Source organism: Neisseria sp. P0008.S004 (genome assembly GCF_051962755.1).
GTDB classification, from domain to species: Bacteria; Pseudomonadota; Gammaproteobacteria; order Burkholderiales; family Neisseriaceae; genus Neisseria; species Neisseria subflava_A.
The window spans coordinates 327,543-341,545 of record NZ_JBQCUZ010000002.1 but is presented as its reverse complement, the minus strand read 5'-3'; the positions used below and the strand labels follow the sequence as shown (position 1 = coordinate 341,545).

The 14,003-nt window shown below is 47.3% G+C and carries 17 protein-coding genes and 1 tRNA gene; 13 read left to right on the top strand and 5 right to left on the bottom strand.

Annotated elements, in window-relative coordinates; all coding sequences use genetic code 11:
- Positions 1-17: 17 nt before the first annotated feature.
- On the bottom strand, positions 18-1,877 hold the full coding sequence (hscA, locus tag ACTHSW_RS03385) for a Fe-S protein assembly chaperone HscA (RefSeq protein WP_070461315.1): 1,860 nt from the start codon (positions 1,875-1,877) through the stop codon (positions 18-20).
- 245 nt (positions 1,878-2,122) lie between these two features.
- Here hscA and rpsF point away from each other — a divergent pair, with 245 nt between their 5' ends.
- The 5 genes from rpsF to mltB all read left to right on the top strand — a co-directional run bounded on the left by rpsF (position 2,123) and on the right by mltB (position 4,786).
- Positions 2,123-2,494, top strand: a complete 372-nt coding sequence (rpsF, locus tag ACTHSW_RS03380) for a 30S ribosomal protein S6 (protein ID WP_003686150.1) — start codon at positions 2,123-2,125, stop codon at positions 2,492-2,494.
- Positions 2,491-2,793, top strand: coding sequence for a primosomal replication protein N (gene priB, locus ACTHSW_RS03375; RefSeq protein ID WP_191620669.1), 303 nt, complete (start codon positions 2,491-2,493; stop codon positions 2,791-2,793). Before rpsF ends, priB begins: the two co-directional genes overlap by 4 nt.
- Positions 2,794-2,799: 6 nt before the next feature.
- A complete protein-coding gene (rpsR, locus tag ACTHSW_RS03370) occupies positions 2,800-3,030 on the top strand; it encodes a 30S ribosomal protein S18 (RefSeq protein ID WP_003678863.1) in 231 nt (76 codons plus the stop codon).
- Positions 3,031-3,046: 16 nt separating this feature from the next.
- Positions 3,047-3,499, top strand: coding sequence for a 50S ribosomal protein L9 (gene rplI, locus ACTHSW_RS03365; RefSeq protein ID WP_003678862.1), 453 nt, complete (start codon positions 3,047-3,049; stop codon positions 3,497-3,499).
- 207 nt (positions 3,500-3,706) lie between these two features.
- Positions 3,707-4,786, top strand: a complete 1,080-nt coding sequence (gene mltB, locus ACTHSW_RS03360) for a lytic murein transglycosylase B (RefSeq protein WP_070461317.1) — start codon at positions 3,707-3,709, stop codon at positions 4,784-4,786.
- Between the two features lie 60 nt (positions 4,787-4,846).
- Here the strand turns inward: mltB and ACTHSW_RS03355 are convergent, their stop codons facing one another.
- Positions 4,847-5,560 (bottom strand): aldose epimerase family protein, encoded by a 714-nt coding sequence (locus tag ACTHSW_RS03355; protein WP_070461503.1) that lies wholly within the window; start codon positions 5,558-5,560, stop codon positions 4,847-4,849.
- Between the two features lie 198 nt (positions 5,561-5,758).
- Between ACTHSW_RS03355 and dnaX the strand changes: the two genes are divergently transcribed.
- Together dnaX and ACTHSW_RS03345 are read left to right on the top strand one after the other, a co-directional pair.
- Positions 5,759-7,750, top strand: coding sequence for a DNA polymerase III subunit gamma/tau (gene dnaX / locus ACTHSW_RS03350; RefSeq protein ID WP_107792444.1), 1,992 nt, complete (start codon positions 5,759-5,761; stop codon positions 7,748-7,750).
- Positions 7,751-7,840: 90 nt separating this feature from the next.
- Positions 7,841-8,176, top strand: a complete 336-nt coding sequence (locus tag ACTHSW_RS03345) for a YbaB/EbfC family nucleoid-associated protein (protein ID WP_003678854.1) — start codon at positions 7,841-7,843, stop codon at positions 8,174-8,176.
- Positions 8,177-8,325: 149 nt separating this feature from the next.
- Here the strand turns inward: ACTHSW_RS03345 and ACTHSW_RS03340 are convergent.
- A tRNA-Asn gene (locus ACTHSW_RS03340) sits at positions 8,326-8,401 on the bottom strand.
- A 139-nt stretch (positions 8,402-8,540) separates the two neighbouring features.
- Positions 8,541-9,032, bottom strand: coding sequence for a hypothetical protein (locus tag ACTHSW_RS03335; protein ID WP_003678851.1), 492 nt, complete (start codon positions 9,030-9,032; stop codon positions 8,541-8,543).
- Positions 9,033-9,212: 180 nt separating this feature from the next.
- Between ACTHSW_RS03335 and dapF the strand changes: the two genes are divergently transcribed.
- The 4 genes from dapF to ACTHSW_RS03315 all read left to right on the top strand — a co-directional run bounded on the left by dapF (position 9,213) and on the right by ACTHSW_RS03315 (position 12,357).
- A complete protein-coding gene (dapF, locus tag ACTHSW_RS03330) occupies positions 9,213-10,064 on the top strand; it encodes a diaminopimelate epimerase (protein WP_004519258.1) in 852 nt (283 codons plus the stop codon).
- Entirely contained in the window at positions 10,061-10,663 is a 603-nt protein-coding gene (locus ACTHSW_RS03325; protein WP_070461321.1) for a hypothetical protein, read from the top strand. The genes dapF and ACTHSW_RS03325 overlap by 4 nt, the downstream gene beginning before the upstream one ends.
- A 106-nt stretch (positions 10,664-10,769) precedes the next feature.
- A complete protein-coding gene (gene cysK, locus ACTHSW_RS03320) occupies positions 10,770-11,702 on the top strand; it encodes a cysteine synthase A (RefSeq protein WP_100066632.1) in 933 nt (310 codons plus the stop codon).
- A gap of 154 nt (positions 11,703-11,856) precedes the next feature.
- The gene (locus ACTHSW_RS03315; protein WP_371444493.1) at positions 11,857-12,357 is read left to right on the top strand and encodes a membrane lipoprotein lipid attachment site-containing protein; all 501 of its coding nucleotides are present in this window, start codon (positions 11,857-11,859) and stop codon (positions 12,355-12,357) included.
- 84 nt (positions 12,358-12,441) lie between these two features.
- Here ACTHSW_RS03315 and ACTHSW_RS03310 read toward each other — a convergent pair whose 3' ends face one another.
- Positions 12,442-12,825 carry a YkvA family protein gene (locus ACTHSW_RS03310; RefSeq protein WP_039861948.1) on the bottom strand — a complete coding sequence of 128 codons (384 nt, stop codon included), beginning with the start codon at positions 12,823-12,825 and terminating at the stop codon, positions 12,442-12,444.
- A gap of 464 nt (positions 12,826-13,289) precedes the next feature.
- Here ACTHSW_RS03310 and sdhC point away from each other — a divergent pair, with 464 nt between their 5' ends.
- Both sdhC and sdhD read left to right on the top strand, forming a co-directional pair.
- Positions 13,290-13,667, top strand: coding sequence for a succinate dehydrogenase, cytochrome b556 subunit (sdhC, locus tag ACTHSW_RS03305; RefSeq protein ID WP_004519263.1), 378 nt, complete (start codon positions 13,290-13,292; stop codon positions 13,665-13,667).
- The gene (sdhD, locus tag ACTHSW_RS03300; RefSeq protein WP_004519264.1) at positions 13,661-14,002 is read left to right on the top strand and encodes a succinate dehydrogenase, hydrophobic membrane anchor protein; all 342 of its coding nucleotides are present in this window, start codon (positions 13,661-13,663) and stop codon (positions 14,000-14,002) included. Before sdhC ends, sdhD begins: the two co-directional genes overlap by 7 nt.
- The last annotated feature ends 1 nt before the right edge of the window (position 14,003 follow it).

Sequence of the window (14,003 nt, the reverse complement as noted above, 5' to 3'; positions counted from 1 at the left end):
CCTGAAACCATTTGCCGTCAAATATTATCAACGCTTTGTCCTGTCAATGCGCGTTGGATGTTGCGGTTCATGCGTTTGGCGGCGAAGTTGTCGGTGCTGTGGCTGAGCTTGGTGACGGCGGCACGGATGTCTTCGGCTTTGCCGTCTTTCAGACGGCCTTGCAAGTTGGCGATGTCTTGTTGAATCTGTTGCAATTCTTCGGCTTCCAACAAATCTCTGTCTAACTCAAGGGCTGCGTTGACAGCGTCGGTTAAGCTTTCGGCTTCGACTACGGCTTCGGCGCGTGCGCGTGCGGCCATGTCTTCGGCAGCGTTGCTCATGCTGTCTTTGAGCATTTGGGTAATGGTGCCGTCGTCCAAGCCGTAGGAAGGTTTGACTTCGATTTGCGCCTGTACGCCGGTGCTTTGTTCTTGTGCGGAAACGGACAGCAAACCGTCGGCATCAACTTGGAAGGTCACGCGGATACGCGCTGCGCCTGCTGCCATGGGCGGAATACCGCGCAGGGTAAATTTGGCAAGGCTGCGGCAGTCGGAAACGAGTTCGCGCTCGCCTTGAACGACGTGTATCGTCATGGCAGTTTGACCGTCTTTGAAAGTGGTAAAGTCCTGCGCACGCGCGGTAGGAATGGTAGAGTTGCGAGGAATGATTTTCTCGGCAAGACCGCCGTAGGTTTCCAGACCAAGCGATAAAGGTGTAACGTCAAGCAGTAGCCATTCGCCGTCGGTTTTGTTGCCGGCAAGGACGTTTGCTTGTATGGCGGCACCGAGTGCAACCACTTCGTCAGGATTGAGGTTGTTCAGCGGGGTTTGGCCAAAGAATGTGGCAACTGCTTGTTGAACGTGCAACATGCGGGTAGAGCCGCCAACCATAATCACGCCTTTGACATCTGCCTTGGTTACGCCTGCGTCTTTCAAAGCCTGTTTGACGGGCTCGATGGTTTTTTGTACCAGATTTTGGGTCAGATTGTGAAACTCTTGGCGGGTAATGACGGTATGAACTTTATGGCCGTCTGAAAGTGTGGTTTCGATGACGGCTTCGGTTTGAGTGGTCAGTTTTTCTTTGGCGGTACGGACAAGGGAAAGCAGAAGTTGGCTGTCTTGTTCGTTGAGTTTGGAAAGGTCGTTTTGTTCGAGCAGGTAGCAGAACAAACGATGGTCGAAGTCATCGCCGCCCAATGCGCTGTTGCCGCCGGTGGCTTTAACTTCAAACAATCCTTTGGTCAGTTGCAATACTGATACGTCGAATGTACCACCGCCCAGGTCGTAAACGACAAACGTGCCTTCTGAAGCGTTGTCCAGTCCGTAGGCGATTGCGGCGGCGGTCGGCTCGTTGAGGAGGCGCAATACATTCAAGCCTGCCAAGCGTGCGGCATCTTTGGTGGCTTGACGTTGGGCATCGTCGAAATAGGCAGGTACGGTAATGACGGCACCGACCAAATCGCCGCCTAATGTTTCTTCGGCACGCGATTTAAGGGCTTTGAGGATTTCAGCCGATACTTCGATAGGCGTTTTTGCACCTTGACGGGTGTTTAACTCGACCACGCGCTCATTGGGTGTAAATCGATAGGGCAGGTATTGCGCCTCTTGTGCGAGGTCGGTAAGGGTGCGGCCGATCAGGCGTTTGGCGGAGCTGACTGTATTTAGCGGATCGGTTTTTTGGGCAGAAAGGGCGTTTTTGCCGACTTCAACTTCGCCATCCAAATAACGGACAACCGAAGGCAGGGTGGCGCGGCCGTCTGAATCAGGCAGGCAGACTGCGCTGCCGCTGCGGACTGTGGCAACCAAGCTGTTGGTTGTGCCTAAATCAATGCCTACGGCGAGGCGGTGTTGATGGGGGGCGGCGGACATGCCGGGTTCTGAAATCTGCAAAAGAGCCATGATTGTGTGCCTTCTGATGCTGTATTTATTAGGATGGGGCAGATTTTAGCAGATTTTTGGCAGATAGTTGAGTGGTTTGCTAGGAAATAACCATAAGGCCTATTGTTGTTTTTTAATTGAAAAGAAAGTGGATTTTGAATCCGGACTTGTATTTTTTAAGAAATGCGGATAAAATTCAGCCTCTTTGCCTTGCCTTTTACTTCGCATGGTGAAAGGCTGTTTTTAATCATCCATAAGGAGATAACATGCGTCATTACGAGATCGTGTTTATCGTTCATCCTGATCAAAGCGAGCAAGTGCCTGCTATGGTTGAGCGTTACAAAACCATGATTACTGAAGCCAGCGGTAAAATCCACCGTTTGGAAGACTGGGGCCGTCGTCAATTGGCTTACCCAATCAACAAAATCCACAAAGCACATTATGTTTTGATGAATATCGAAACTACTCCTGAAGTGGTTGAAGAGCTGGAAACTGCTTTCCGCTTCAATGATGCCGTACTGCGTCACCTGACCATCAAAACAAAACACGCTGTAACTGAAGCTTCTCCAATGTTGGGCGGCGAAAAAGCAAAAAATTTGCTGAACGGTGCAGCTGAAGAAGTTGCAGCAGCCGAATAAGATTGAACAATCTGATTAAGCTTACCGCCCGTATCTTACAGGTTCAGCCTTTGAGATACACGCCGGCAGGAATTCCTGTTTTAGATGTTGTGTTACAACATGAATCTTGGCAGGAAGAAAACGGACAGAAATGTCTGGTCAAATTTGAAATTCCCGCGCGGATTTTAGGTAAGCAGGCTGAGGAATGGCAGTATCGGCAAGATGCTATCATCGAGTCGGAAGGATTTTTGGCGCAACGCAGCCAACGCTTCCCCAAGCCGGTACTACGCATACAGAACATTAAAGAATATAAAGGTTAAACGACAATGGCTCGTCAATCATTCAAACGTAGAAAATTCTGCCGCTTTACGGCTGAAAAAATCCAAGAAGTTGATTACAAACAAGTTGATTTGTTGAAAGACTTCATCTCTGAAAACGGCAAAATCATCCCTGCCCGCATTACTGGTACTAAAGCACACTACCAACGTCAGTTGGCTACTGCTGTGAAACGTGCCCGTTTCCTGGCTCTGTTGCCTTACACCGATCAACACAAATAATTTTGGAGTTTAAATCATGCAAATTATTCTGTTAGAAAAAATCGGCGGTCTGGGTAACTTGGGTGACATCGTAACCGTTAAAAACGGTTACGCACGCAACTTCCTGATCCCTGCCGGTAAAGCAAAACGTGCAACCGAAGCCAACATGAAAGAATTCGAAGCACGCCGCGCTGAATTGGAAGCCAAACAAGCTGAAATCTTGGCTGATGCTAAAGCACGTCAAGAAAAACTGGAAGGCCAAACCATTACTGTTGCTCAAAAAGCCGGTGTTGATGGTCGTCTGTTCGGCTCTGTTACCAATGCTGACATCGCTGAAGCAATTGTTGCTGCCGGTATCCAAGCTGCTAAAGCAAACGTACGTCTGCCTAACGGCCCATTGAAAGCTGTTGGCGAATACGAAGTTGAAGTGGCTCTGCACACTGACGCTGTTGCTAAAATTACCGTTGCTGTTGTTGCAGCCGCTGAGTAATTGATTCATTCAAGGCCGTCTGAAAATCAAGGGTTTCCTTGGATTTCAGACGGCCTTGTCTATGTGCTTGAGTCGAAGCAAATAGGTACCGAGTTTCTATATTTTTTGGCTGATTAAAAAGATGGCAGTTGGCATAGAGAGATGATGTGTTGGACGAATATTCTTTCGTATTCGGATTTATCATAGTATTTAATAAAGAGATTATTTATGAATAAAATCAAAATCTTTGGGATGGGTCTGGCTGCTTTGGCTCTAGCTTCATGTAGTACCCCGCAAAAGCCTGCTGTCGATACAGCGAAACCTGTTGAGCCTGTTTCTTCTGCAAAACGCCCTGTATTTGATGCAGCGGCTGAATCTGTTGCCAGCAGCGGTTTTAATGAGAACGTCAATGTTCAGCAGTTTATCCAATATGAAGTAAAAAACCGCCGTTTCAGTGCGGAAGAGTTGCGCAATTTCTTTAATGGCGTGGTGTATAAAGGCAACATTATTACCATTATGTACCGCCCAAGCACTTCGCGTCCTTGGTATGAATTCCGCACCGGTAACTCTGGTGCAGCCAAATTTAACGGCGGCAGACAATTCTATGCGGCAAACCGTGCCGTAATCGATGATGTGGCACGCAAATACGGCGTACCTGCCGAATTGATTGTGGCGATTCTCGGTATCGAAACCAATTACGGCAAAAATACGGGTAGCTTCCGCGTTGCCGATGCCTTGAGTACATTGGCCTTTGATTATCCACGCCGTGCCGAGTTCTTCCAAAACGAGTTGAGCGAACTTTTGCAGATGGCAAAAGAAGAAAAAGAAAATATCTTTGACTTCAAAGGCAGCTATGCCGGTGCGATGGGTATGCCGCAATTTATGCCTTCAAGCTACCGTAAATGGGCGGTGGACTATGATGGTGATGGTCATCGCGATATTTGGAATAATGTCGGCGATGTGGCGGCTTCTGTCGCCAATTATATGAAACAGCATGGCTGGCAGACCGGCGGTAAGATGGTTGTGCCGGTAAGTCTGACGATTACTCCGCACTTGCAGGCGATTATCGATGAGAAAACTGCCTTGACGCGCACTGTCGCAGATTTCAAAGCTTTGGGTGTCGTGCCTCAAGCTGCTGTTGCGGATAATGAAAAGGCTGTATTGTATGCTTTGGAAACCAGCCCGGGCGTATTTGAATACTATTTGGGCCTGAATAACTTCTACACTGTATGGCAATACAACCACAGCCGCATGTATGTAACAGCGGTACGCGATATTGCGAATGCAATCAATAACAATGGCCTGTAAGCCATAAGAAAACCACCCATTTGGGTGGTTTTTAAGTATTTGGGGCTTTTACAGAACATTTTAAGCCATCAGTTTGATTTTCATGGCGTAACGTTTTTTGCTGTGCCCTGAAACAAACTGTCCGCCTTTTGCAGGGGATAAAAACGCATTGCCTTCTGCGGTTGGTTCTGCACAAGTATATTGGCCGTTTCTATCGCTCCAGAGGGCATACACAGGCAGATTGTGGGTGCGGATATCCAGTTTCAAGCCGTTAAATGCAACGTGTGCATCCTGGTCGGAGGAAACAAATTCGGTATGGGAGATATAGTCGGCATCGTATGGCGCGCCGTTGAAATCAAATTGTGTACCTGCGGCGGTAAAGTAGGGGTGGAATCCCGGAGACGTGCGGACGGGCGATTCGCCGTAATTGCAGACAGTTAGGATGGCGATGGCTTCATTTTCGTTAGGCAGACTGTAATCAAGCAACCATTCGACGTGTTCATAGCCTTTTTCTGTGCTGATTAATTTCAAGCCGATATCCGATTCATTTTGATGGCGGATTTCCCAGTCTGAAGTTCTGCCGAAACCATGTTGAGCTAGATGATTTTTGCTGTCCGGTCCGAATTGGGGTAAGCAGACGTGCATGCCGCCGCGTAATTTTGTATCATCGCCCACGTGGACGCTGGTTTTCGGAAACAAGACTTCCCGTCCTTTTAGAATCAGGGAGTCAATATATCCGCCCATTGTATTGACTTGCATAGTGGCTGATTGGTTGCGTAGTATGATTTCAGGCATAATGATTTTAGCTTCAAATTGTTTATCATTTGTGTGGCATTCTAACATTGCGATGACATGCTGTCGCTGCCAGCTTGATAGAAAATCCTTAATAAAAATCAAAAAAATGCTAGAATATATGCCATTTTCTGAGGCCGTCTGAAGAGCGGATAATTCTTTTCAGACGGCCTTCCGATTTATTTCCCGTAGAGAAACAACATGGCTTATCAAGTTCTTGCACGAAAATGGCGTCCGAAAACCTTTGCCGATTTGGTCGGTCAGGAACACGTCGTCAAAGCCCTGCGCAACGCGCTGGACGAAGGCCGTCTGCACCATGCCTATCTGCTGACAGGGACGCGCGGTGTGGGCAAGACCACGATTGCCAGGATTTTGGCCAAGAGCTTGAACTGCGAAAATGCCGTGCATGGCGAGCCGTGCGGTCAGTGTGAAAGCTGTACGCAAATCGACAGCGGCCGTTATGTGGACTTATTGGAAATCGACGCGGCATCGAATACCGGCATCGATAATATCCGCGAAGTATTGGAAAATGCGCAATACGCACCGACTGCGGGTAAATACAAAGTCTATATCATCGACGAAGTGCATATGCTTTCCAAAAGCGCGTTCAATGCCATGCTGAAGACTTTGGAAGAACCGCCTGAACACGTTAAATTCATTTTGGCGACCACCGATCCGCATAAAGTCCCCATTACCGTATTGAGCCGCTGTTTGCAGTTTGTTTTGCGCAACATGACAACCCAACAGGTTGCCGAGCATTTGGCACATGTCTTGGACCGTGAAAACGTTCCTTATCAGCCGCAGGCTTTGCAGCTTTTGGGACGTGCCGCCGCCGGTTCGATGCGCGATGCGTTGAGCCTTTTGGATCAGGCGATTGCCATGGGTTCGGGTAAAGTTGCCGAACAAGATGTCCGCCAGATGATCGGAGCGGTCGATAAACAATATTTGTTTGAATTGCTTGAAGGAATCATCAATCAAAACGGTGAGGCCTTGCTGGAAAAGGCTCAGGAAATGTCCGCCAGAGCGATTGGTTTTGACAGCGCCTTGGCAGAATTGGCTATGTTGTTGCAACGTTTGGCTTTGATTCAAACCATTCCTTCTGCCTTGGCAAATGACGACCCTGAGCGTGAAACTTTGCTGCGATTAAGTCAGGCTTTGAGTGGCGAGCAGGTTCAGCTTTATTATCAATGTGCTATTCATGGTAAACAGGATTTGCCGCTGGCTCCGGACGAGTATGCCGGTTTTGTCATGACGCTTTTGCGCATACTTGCATTTGCGCCGTTGGCTGCTTCGGGTTGCGATACGCAAAGTCAGATTGAACACACGGATTTGCATTCCGACCATCAGAAAGCTGAGGCCGAAAAAAAGCCTTTTCAGCTGCCGAAATCTGAACCGATAGCAGCACCGGTGGTTGAGAAAGAGGCTGTTCCGACCAAACAGGATATCGTTGAAAGGCCGTCTGAAGAAACTATTCAGTCTGCTCAACAACAGACGGATGTACCGCCTTGGGAAGACATGCCGAGCCAAGTATCGGCTGAGCCGCCTCAAATTCAAGCGGCGCAGAAGCAAGAAGCTGCGGAGCCATTGCCTGTTGCAAAAGTTCAGACGGCCCCTGAGCTGGAAGAATATCCGCACATGGATGAGGAAATTCCGCCTCCGTATTTTGATGAAGCATATACATATGAAGATTCGCATCATGCTGATGTGATGGAAGTACCACAGCCGGTTGTGTCTGAAGAAGAGGAGGGAGATGAAGAAGAGCTTCAGTTCGCTCCTTTGCCTGAGTTTAAAACTGAGAATTGGCACAGCATTATCGAACGCTTTGCCCGTAAATTAGGCGCGGCGCAGATGTTAGCGCAAAATGCGGCATGGACGAGTTATGATGCGGAAGCAGGTTTAATCATGCTGTCGTTGACGGATGAGGCCAAAGCTACTGCCAATAAAGAGCGCTTGGACAAAATCTGCCAGACGTTGAGCGAGGCTTACCATCTTGGCAATTTAAGGCTGCAAACTGAGCCTTGGCAGGATGATAAAGGCTGGGAAACGCCGGTGATGCGCCGCAAACGTATTCAAGAAGAAGGGCGGCAGCAGGCGCAAGATTTGCTGGAAGCGGATACAACGGCGCAGAAAATCTTGCAAACCTTTGAAGCGCAATGGCTGCCGGATTCTTTAGAGTTGGCAGGACATTCTTAAAATACTGATATACAAGGCCGTCTGAAAGGCAATAGCGTTTTTCAGACGGCATGAGTGAAACCCATTTATTCAAACCCATAGGAGTAAAACATGTTCGGAAAAGCCGGATTAGGCGGCCTGATGAAACAGGCTCAACAAATGCAGGAAAACATGAAAAAGGCACAAGCCAAGCTGGCTGAAACCGAAGTTGAAGGTGAAGCAGGCAATGGTTTGGTGAAAGTTGTGATGACGTGTTCGCATGTTGTCCGCAAACTTGAAATCAGCCCTGATTTGATTCAAGAAGCCGCTGACGACAAAGAAATGCTGGAAGATTTGGTATTGGCCGCCATTAATGCCGCTTCTGAAAAAGCCGAAGAAACCACCAACAAAACCATGGGTGCATTCACCCAAGGCCTGCCTGCCGGTATGGGCGATTTCTTCCGTTGATTTAAAAATAAATAAAAGGCCGTCTGAAGCCAGATTTGGGTTTCAGACGGCCTTTTTTATTATGAGGACTCATGGGCTTTCTTTGGGAAAGAACAAGCGTTCCTTATTGATGTAAAAAAGCCTGAACAGCAGTTCAGGCTTTTGAAATTTGGCTCCCCGACCTGGGCTCGAACCAGGGACCTGCGGATTAACAGTCCGTCGCTCTACCGACTGAGCTATCGGGGAATGGGGCGTATTATAATGGCTGGAAAAAATGTGTCAATCCATATTTTCAAGAAAATGGTGCAAAATATTTCAAATGTTTGAATGTTAAAAATATTTTGTAATCAAGTTTCACATACTCCCCAGCCGTTTCAGACGGCCTTTAGTATTTGGCGTTAACCAATTTGCCGTTTTGGAATACTTGTTGCTGCATCACCGTGCCGTTGTAAGCGTAAGTGGTTAACGAGCCGTTACTTGGCGTGGCACGGAACTGCATCAGTTGGTTGCGGCTGAGGACGTAGGGGTCCGTGCGTTTTTGGCTGTTGTCGCTGTAAAAGTCTTGCACGACATATTCGTTGTTGCGTTTGCTGATCAGTTGGCGATGGAAACCGCCTTTGACTGCGCTGTTGCTGGGTGTGCCGTGTGCATCAAAATAGGTCACAATTTGTTCTTCTGAGATACGGATGCCGTCTGAATCCGTGCCTTTGGTGGTTTTGGTTTTATCCAAGCCGACAGGAATGTTGATGGATGTACCCAGGCCGACGTGGCGGCCGATGCTGGTGCCGACGCCTAAACCGACGGAAACGCCGGGCGTGCCGACTGTACATGCGCTGAGTGAAGCGGCCAAAAGGGCAGGTAAGAGAACTTTTTTCATAATGTGTATCCTTGTAATAAGAAATGTTTGTAATGTGGGAAGTATAGTATTTTTGCGGGGGGGCTGGTGTTAGTATTGGTAAAAGGGCGCAAGGCCGTCTGAAAAACAAGATAGAAACGAATATATCATTCTGGTGTAGAATGTGCCGAAATAATGATTTAATAAGAATGTGAATGAATAATGAAAACTTTAAAATTTACGAAGATGCACGGTTTGGGCAATGATTTTATGGTGGTCAATGCCATCAATCAGGACTTTGATCCGTTGGCTGCGCCGCTTGCCCAATGGGCAGACCGCTATCGCGGCGTGGGTTTTGATCAGTTTTTGGTAGTGGAGAAGCCTTCTTCTGATGCGGTCGATTTTCGGTACCGCATTTTCAATGCTGATGGTCGGGAAGTAGAGCAGTGCGGCAATGGCGCGCGTTGTTTTGCGCGTTTTGTCGCGGATAAGGGGTTGACGGATAAAACGGAAATTTTGGTTGAAACGACCAAAGGGATTATTGTGCCGAAGCTGTTGGATAACGGTTTGGTTACCGTCAATATGGGTAAACCGCGTTTCATGCCGTCTGAAATTCCGTTTGTGCCTGCACATGGTGAAAATGAAGATGCGCTGACGCATATTGTCTTGGTCGGTTTGGAATCTGTACCGGTAAGCTGTGTGAATATGGGTAATCCGCATGCGGTAATTTTGGTTGATAATGTTGAAACCGCACCGGTGGAGCATTGGGGCGGCGCTATTGAATCGCACGAGCAGTTTCCTGAACGGGTCAATGTCGGCTTTTTGCAGGTTGAAGATGAGTTGTCAGTCCGCCTGCGCGTGTTTGAACGCGGGGTGGGGGAAACTCAGGCTTGCGGCACTGGAGCGTGTGCGGCCGTGGTGGCAGGCGTGCGCAATGGCTTGCTGAAAGCGGGTGCGCCTGTGCGTGTTACTCTGCCTGGGGGCGAACTGTTTATCAGTTGGGAAGAAGGCGGCGATGTGCAAATGACCGGCCCTGCTGAAACCGTTTTTGAAGGCGAGTTGCAGTATTCATGATGGTTTCTTTGGATTTTTGGTTTGCCGTCGCGTATGCTGCGGTATCGTTGGCATTTATTTTTCGCGCACAGCGGTTTCAATGGCTTTGGGCTACGGTGTTGTTGTGGCTGGGGATTTCGGCACTGGGCGCACGCTTGTTGCCTGGAATGTGGGGCTTTACGCATACAGGCCCTTTGTTCATCCCTCATTTTTATCTGACAATCGCCAGTATTTTCTTCTTTATCGATGACTGCAGTAAAACGGAAGACAAAAAGTTTTGGTCGGCAGGCGAATATGCCGGTTTGACCTTATTTGCAGTTTCCAATGTCGTCATGACTTTGGCTTTTGTTTTCTTGGCAGGCGTGGTTTATTTCATCTTGCCGCTGGCAGGCTCGGTTTTTGCATGGGTGGCCTTACTGAAAATTTATGCTTTGAAACCCATTTATTGGTTTGTCTTGCAGGGCGTGTTGATGCTGGTGTTTTATCTGCACCGTGTGGTTGTTTGCAAGCAGTCTGCCTCTCTTTTCAGTATGCGGCAGATGTGGGCAGGCTGGATGGTTGCCGTCGTGATGCAGGCTGTGGTTGCCGTTACATTGATTTTTGAGCGCAGTGGATATTGACCGCGCTTGAACCAAAAGTTATAAAGAAAGAAATTTTCGATATTGGTTTTTTAGACGGCCTGAGTTTAATATGCAGGCTGTATTACATCTAAATCAGGAGCAGGAAATGAAAATTGCAAATAATATTACCGAGCTGATCGGCAACACACCTCTGGTGAAACTGAACCGCCTGACCGAAGGTTTAAAAGCGCAAATCGCCGTTAAACTTGAATTCTTTAATCCAGGCAGCAGCGTGAAAGACCGTATTGCCGAAGCCATGATTGAAGCGGCCGAGCAAGCCGGTAAAATCAATAAAGATACCGTTATCGTCGAGGCAACCAGTGGCAATACCGGTATCGGTTTGGCCATGGTGTGCGCGGCCCGCGGTTATAAATTGGCCATCACCATGCCTGAAAGCATGAGTAAAGAACGCAAAATGCTGCTGCGTGCGTTTGGTGCAGAATTGATTTTGACTCCTGCTGCCGAAGGCATGGCAGGCGCTATTGCCAAAGCCCAATCTTTAGTGGACGAACATCCGGGCACTTATTTCATGCCGCGCCAATTTGATAACGAGGCCAATCCTGAAGTTCACCGCAAAACCACTGCCGAAGAGATTTGGCGCGATACAGACGGTAAAGTAGATATTTTCGTGGCCGGTGTGGGTACTGGCGGCACGATTACCGGCGTGGGCGAAGTGTTGAAAAAATACAAACCCGAAGTTCAAATCGTGGCTGTCGAGCCTGAAGCTTCTCCGGTATTGAGTGGTGGCGAAAAAGGCCCACATCCGATTCAAGGTTTGGGCGCAGGCTTTATCCCCAGCGTTTTGAATACGACTGTTTACGACAGCATTGTCAAAGTACCTAACGAAGCAGCGTTTGAAACTGCACGCGCTATGGCTGAAAAAGAAGGCATTTTGGTAGGTATTTCTTCAGGTGCCGCGGTATGGAGCGCATTGCAACTGGCCAAAAAACCTGAAAACGAAGGCAAGCTGATTGTTGTCTTGTTGCCATCGTATGGCGAACGCTATCTTTCTACGCCTCTGTTTGCCGATTTGGCATAATATAGGATTGTTGTTAAAAGGCCGTTTTCAGACGGCCTTTTTTGCGTATGGGCTTGAGATATCGTATGAAATCTGTTGTAATTCAGTTAATCTGTTTTGAATACCGTTATTCAAAAGTCGGTTTCTTCAACGAATCATGCTTATAATGCGCATTATGAAAAAATACATTCTTCCTATCCTTGCTGTAGCGGCACTTGCCGGTTGTGAATCGATTTATGTTCCGACTTTGAAAGAAGTGCCAGTTCGACCAACCAACGTCAAAAAGCCTAAGGCTGATTCACAAGTTTCAGCTACCGGTTATCATTTGGCTCCTTCGCATTGGGCAGATGTTTCCAAGATTCATGATGAAGCACGTCGCTTGAGTACCCAAGTGAGCCAAGGTAGTCTGACCAAAGTTCAGGCTGCACAATATTTGAACCGCTTCCGTATCCAACAAGTGGGACGCAACTCTGTCGATGACAGTATGTACGAAGTTTATCTGCGTTCTGCCGTTGACAGCCAACGTGGTGAAATTACTACCGAGCAATCCAAACAGTACATCCAAGGTGCTTTGCGCGGTTGGCAACAGCGTTGGAAAAACATGGATACCAAGCCAAGCAATCCTGCGTTTACCAATTTCCTGATGGAAGTTATGGGTATGCAGCCTTTGAAATAAAAAAGTCATAAACTGAGAAGGCCGTCTGAATATTCAGACGGCCTTCTTTTTGTATTTATATATGTGTAGTCGAATTGTATCCAATTAAGAACCAAACAACTTGTCAGCCGCTTGACGGGCTTTTTCTTGAATATCTTCGGTCAGATAGTTTTTCATCTGAGAATAAACCAGCGCAATGACGGCAATGTCATCGCTGAAGCCAAATGGAATCAGAAGGTCGGGAATGCTGTCGATAGGGCTGAGGAAATAAACCAGTGCGCCGACAATAATCATTTTAGCCCGTTTGGGCGTGTGTTCGGATTCCCAAAGGTAATAAAGTACATAAAGCTGTCGGACGACAGGTTTGCCCAGGCGGCCGGCAAAGCGTCCGAGTTTTTTCATAAAACCGGATGTGTCCAAGTTTCGACGGCGGAAGGAGGGGATGTAGTCTTCCGGATCGGGTGTGTTTTGATGAGGGGAGTGTGTCATGATGCAGCTTCCTTATAAGGTATGGAAACATTGTTGGTGTTGTGCTGTATTTTAGTCCATCTAGGGATAGATGAAATGTCTTTGAATGTATAACTATGTAAGAGTAGTAGTAATAATGCAATAGTAATAAGTTAAAAATGGCTTATGCCTTTGTAAAGATTAGGTATCAAGAGTGAGAATTTATCTCGCAATAGATACGATTCTCAAATCATAATGATGTTATTGTAAGTGCTTTGATGGGGAGATGGCTTAATTGCAGGAAAGTAACAAAAAAGGCTAGCCACGCAAAAAAAAAAATCTAAGAATGATTGTTTGATTTTATTAGTCTTTTGGTAAAAATCATTAGAGCATTCATAAATTGCACTGTTCAAAATGAGATAAAACAGGTAAATTATGGTTTATGTAGCTTATTGTAGTGCTGAGCTATAGGTTTTGAGCTGATAATAAATCTAGAGGAACTGACCATGTCCGCCAAATCACGCCCGGTATTTTTGGAAATTCCGAATATCCGATTGCCCATACCGGGGATTGTATCTATTCTTCACCGTATCAGCGGCGTCGGCTTATTTGTGATGCTGCCTGTTCTCTTGTATTTCTTCTCTGGAACGCTGGATCGCGAAGCGTCGTTTGAAGCATATCGTTCTGCTATTTCCAATCCGTTTGTGAAGCTGATCCTTATCGGTCTGTTGTGGGCATATCTGCACCACTTTTTTGCCGGTATCCGCTTTCTGTTTTTGGATGTGCATAAAGGCCTGGAATTAAATACTGCCCGTACTACTGCTAAAGTTGTATTTGCTTCTGCTTTGATTCTGACCGTCGTTTTGGGAGCTTTGTTATGGTAGAACGTAAATTGACAGGTGCGCATTACGGTTTGCGCGATTGGGCAATGCAACGTGCAACTGCGGTCATCATGCTGGTGTACACCGTGGTTCTTTTGGTTGTTTTGTTTACGTTGCCTAAAGAATATTCGGCATGGCAGGCATTTTTTGATCAAACTTGGGTGAAGGTGTTTACCCAAGTGAGCTTCTTGGCCGTATTCCTGCATGCATGGGTAGGTATCCGTGATTTGTGGATGGACTACATTAAGCCTTTCGGCGTGCGTTTGTTTTTACAAGTTGCCACCATCGTTTGGTTGGTAGGCTGCTTGGTGTATTCAGTTAAAGTAATTTGGGGGTAAA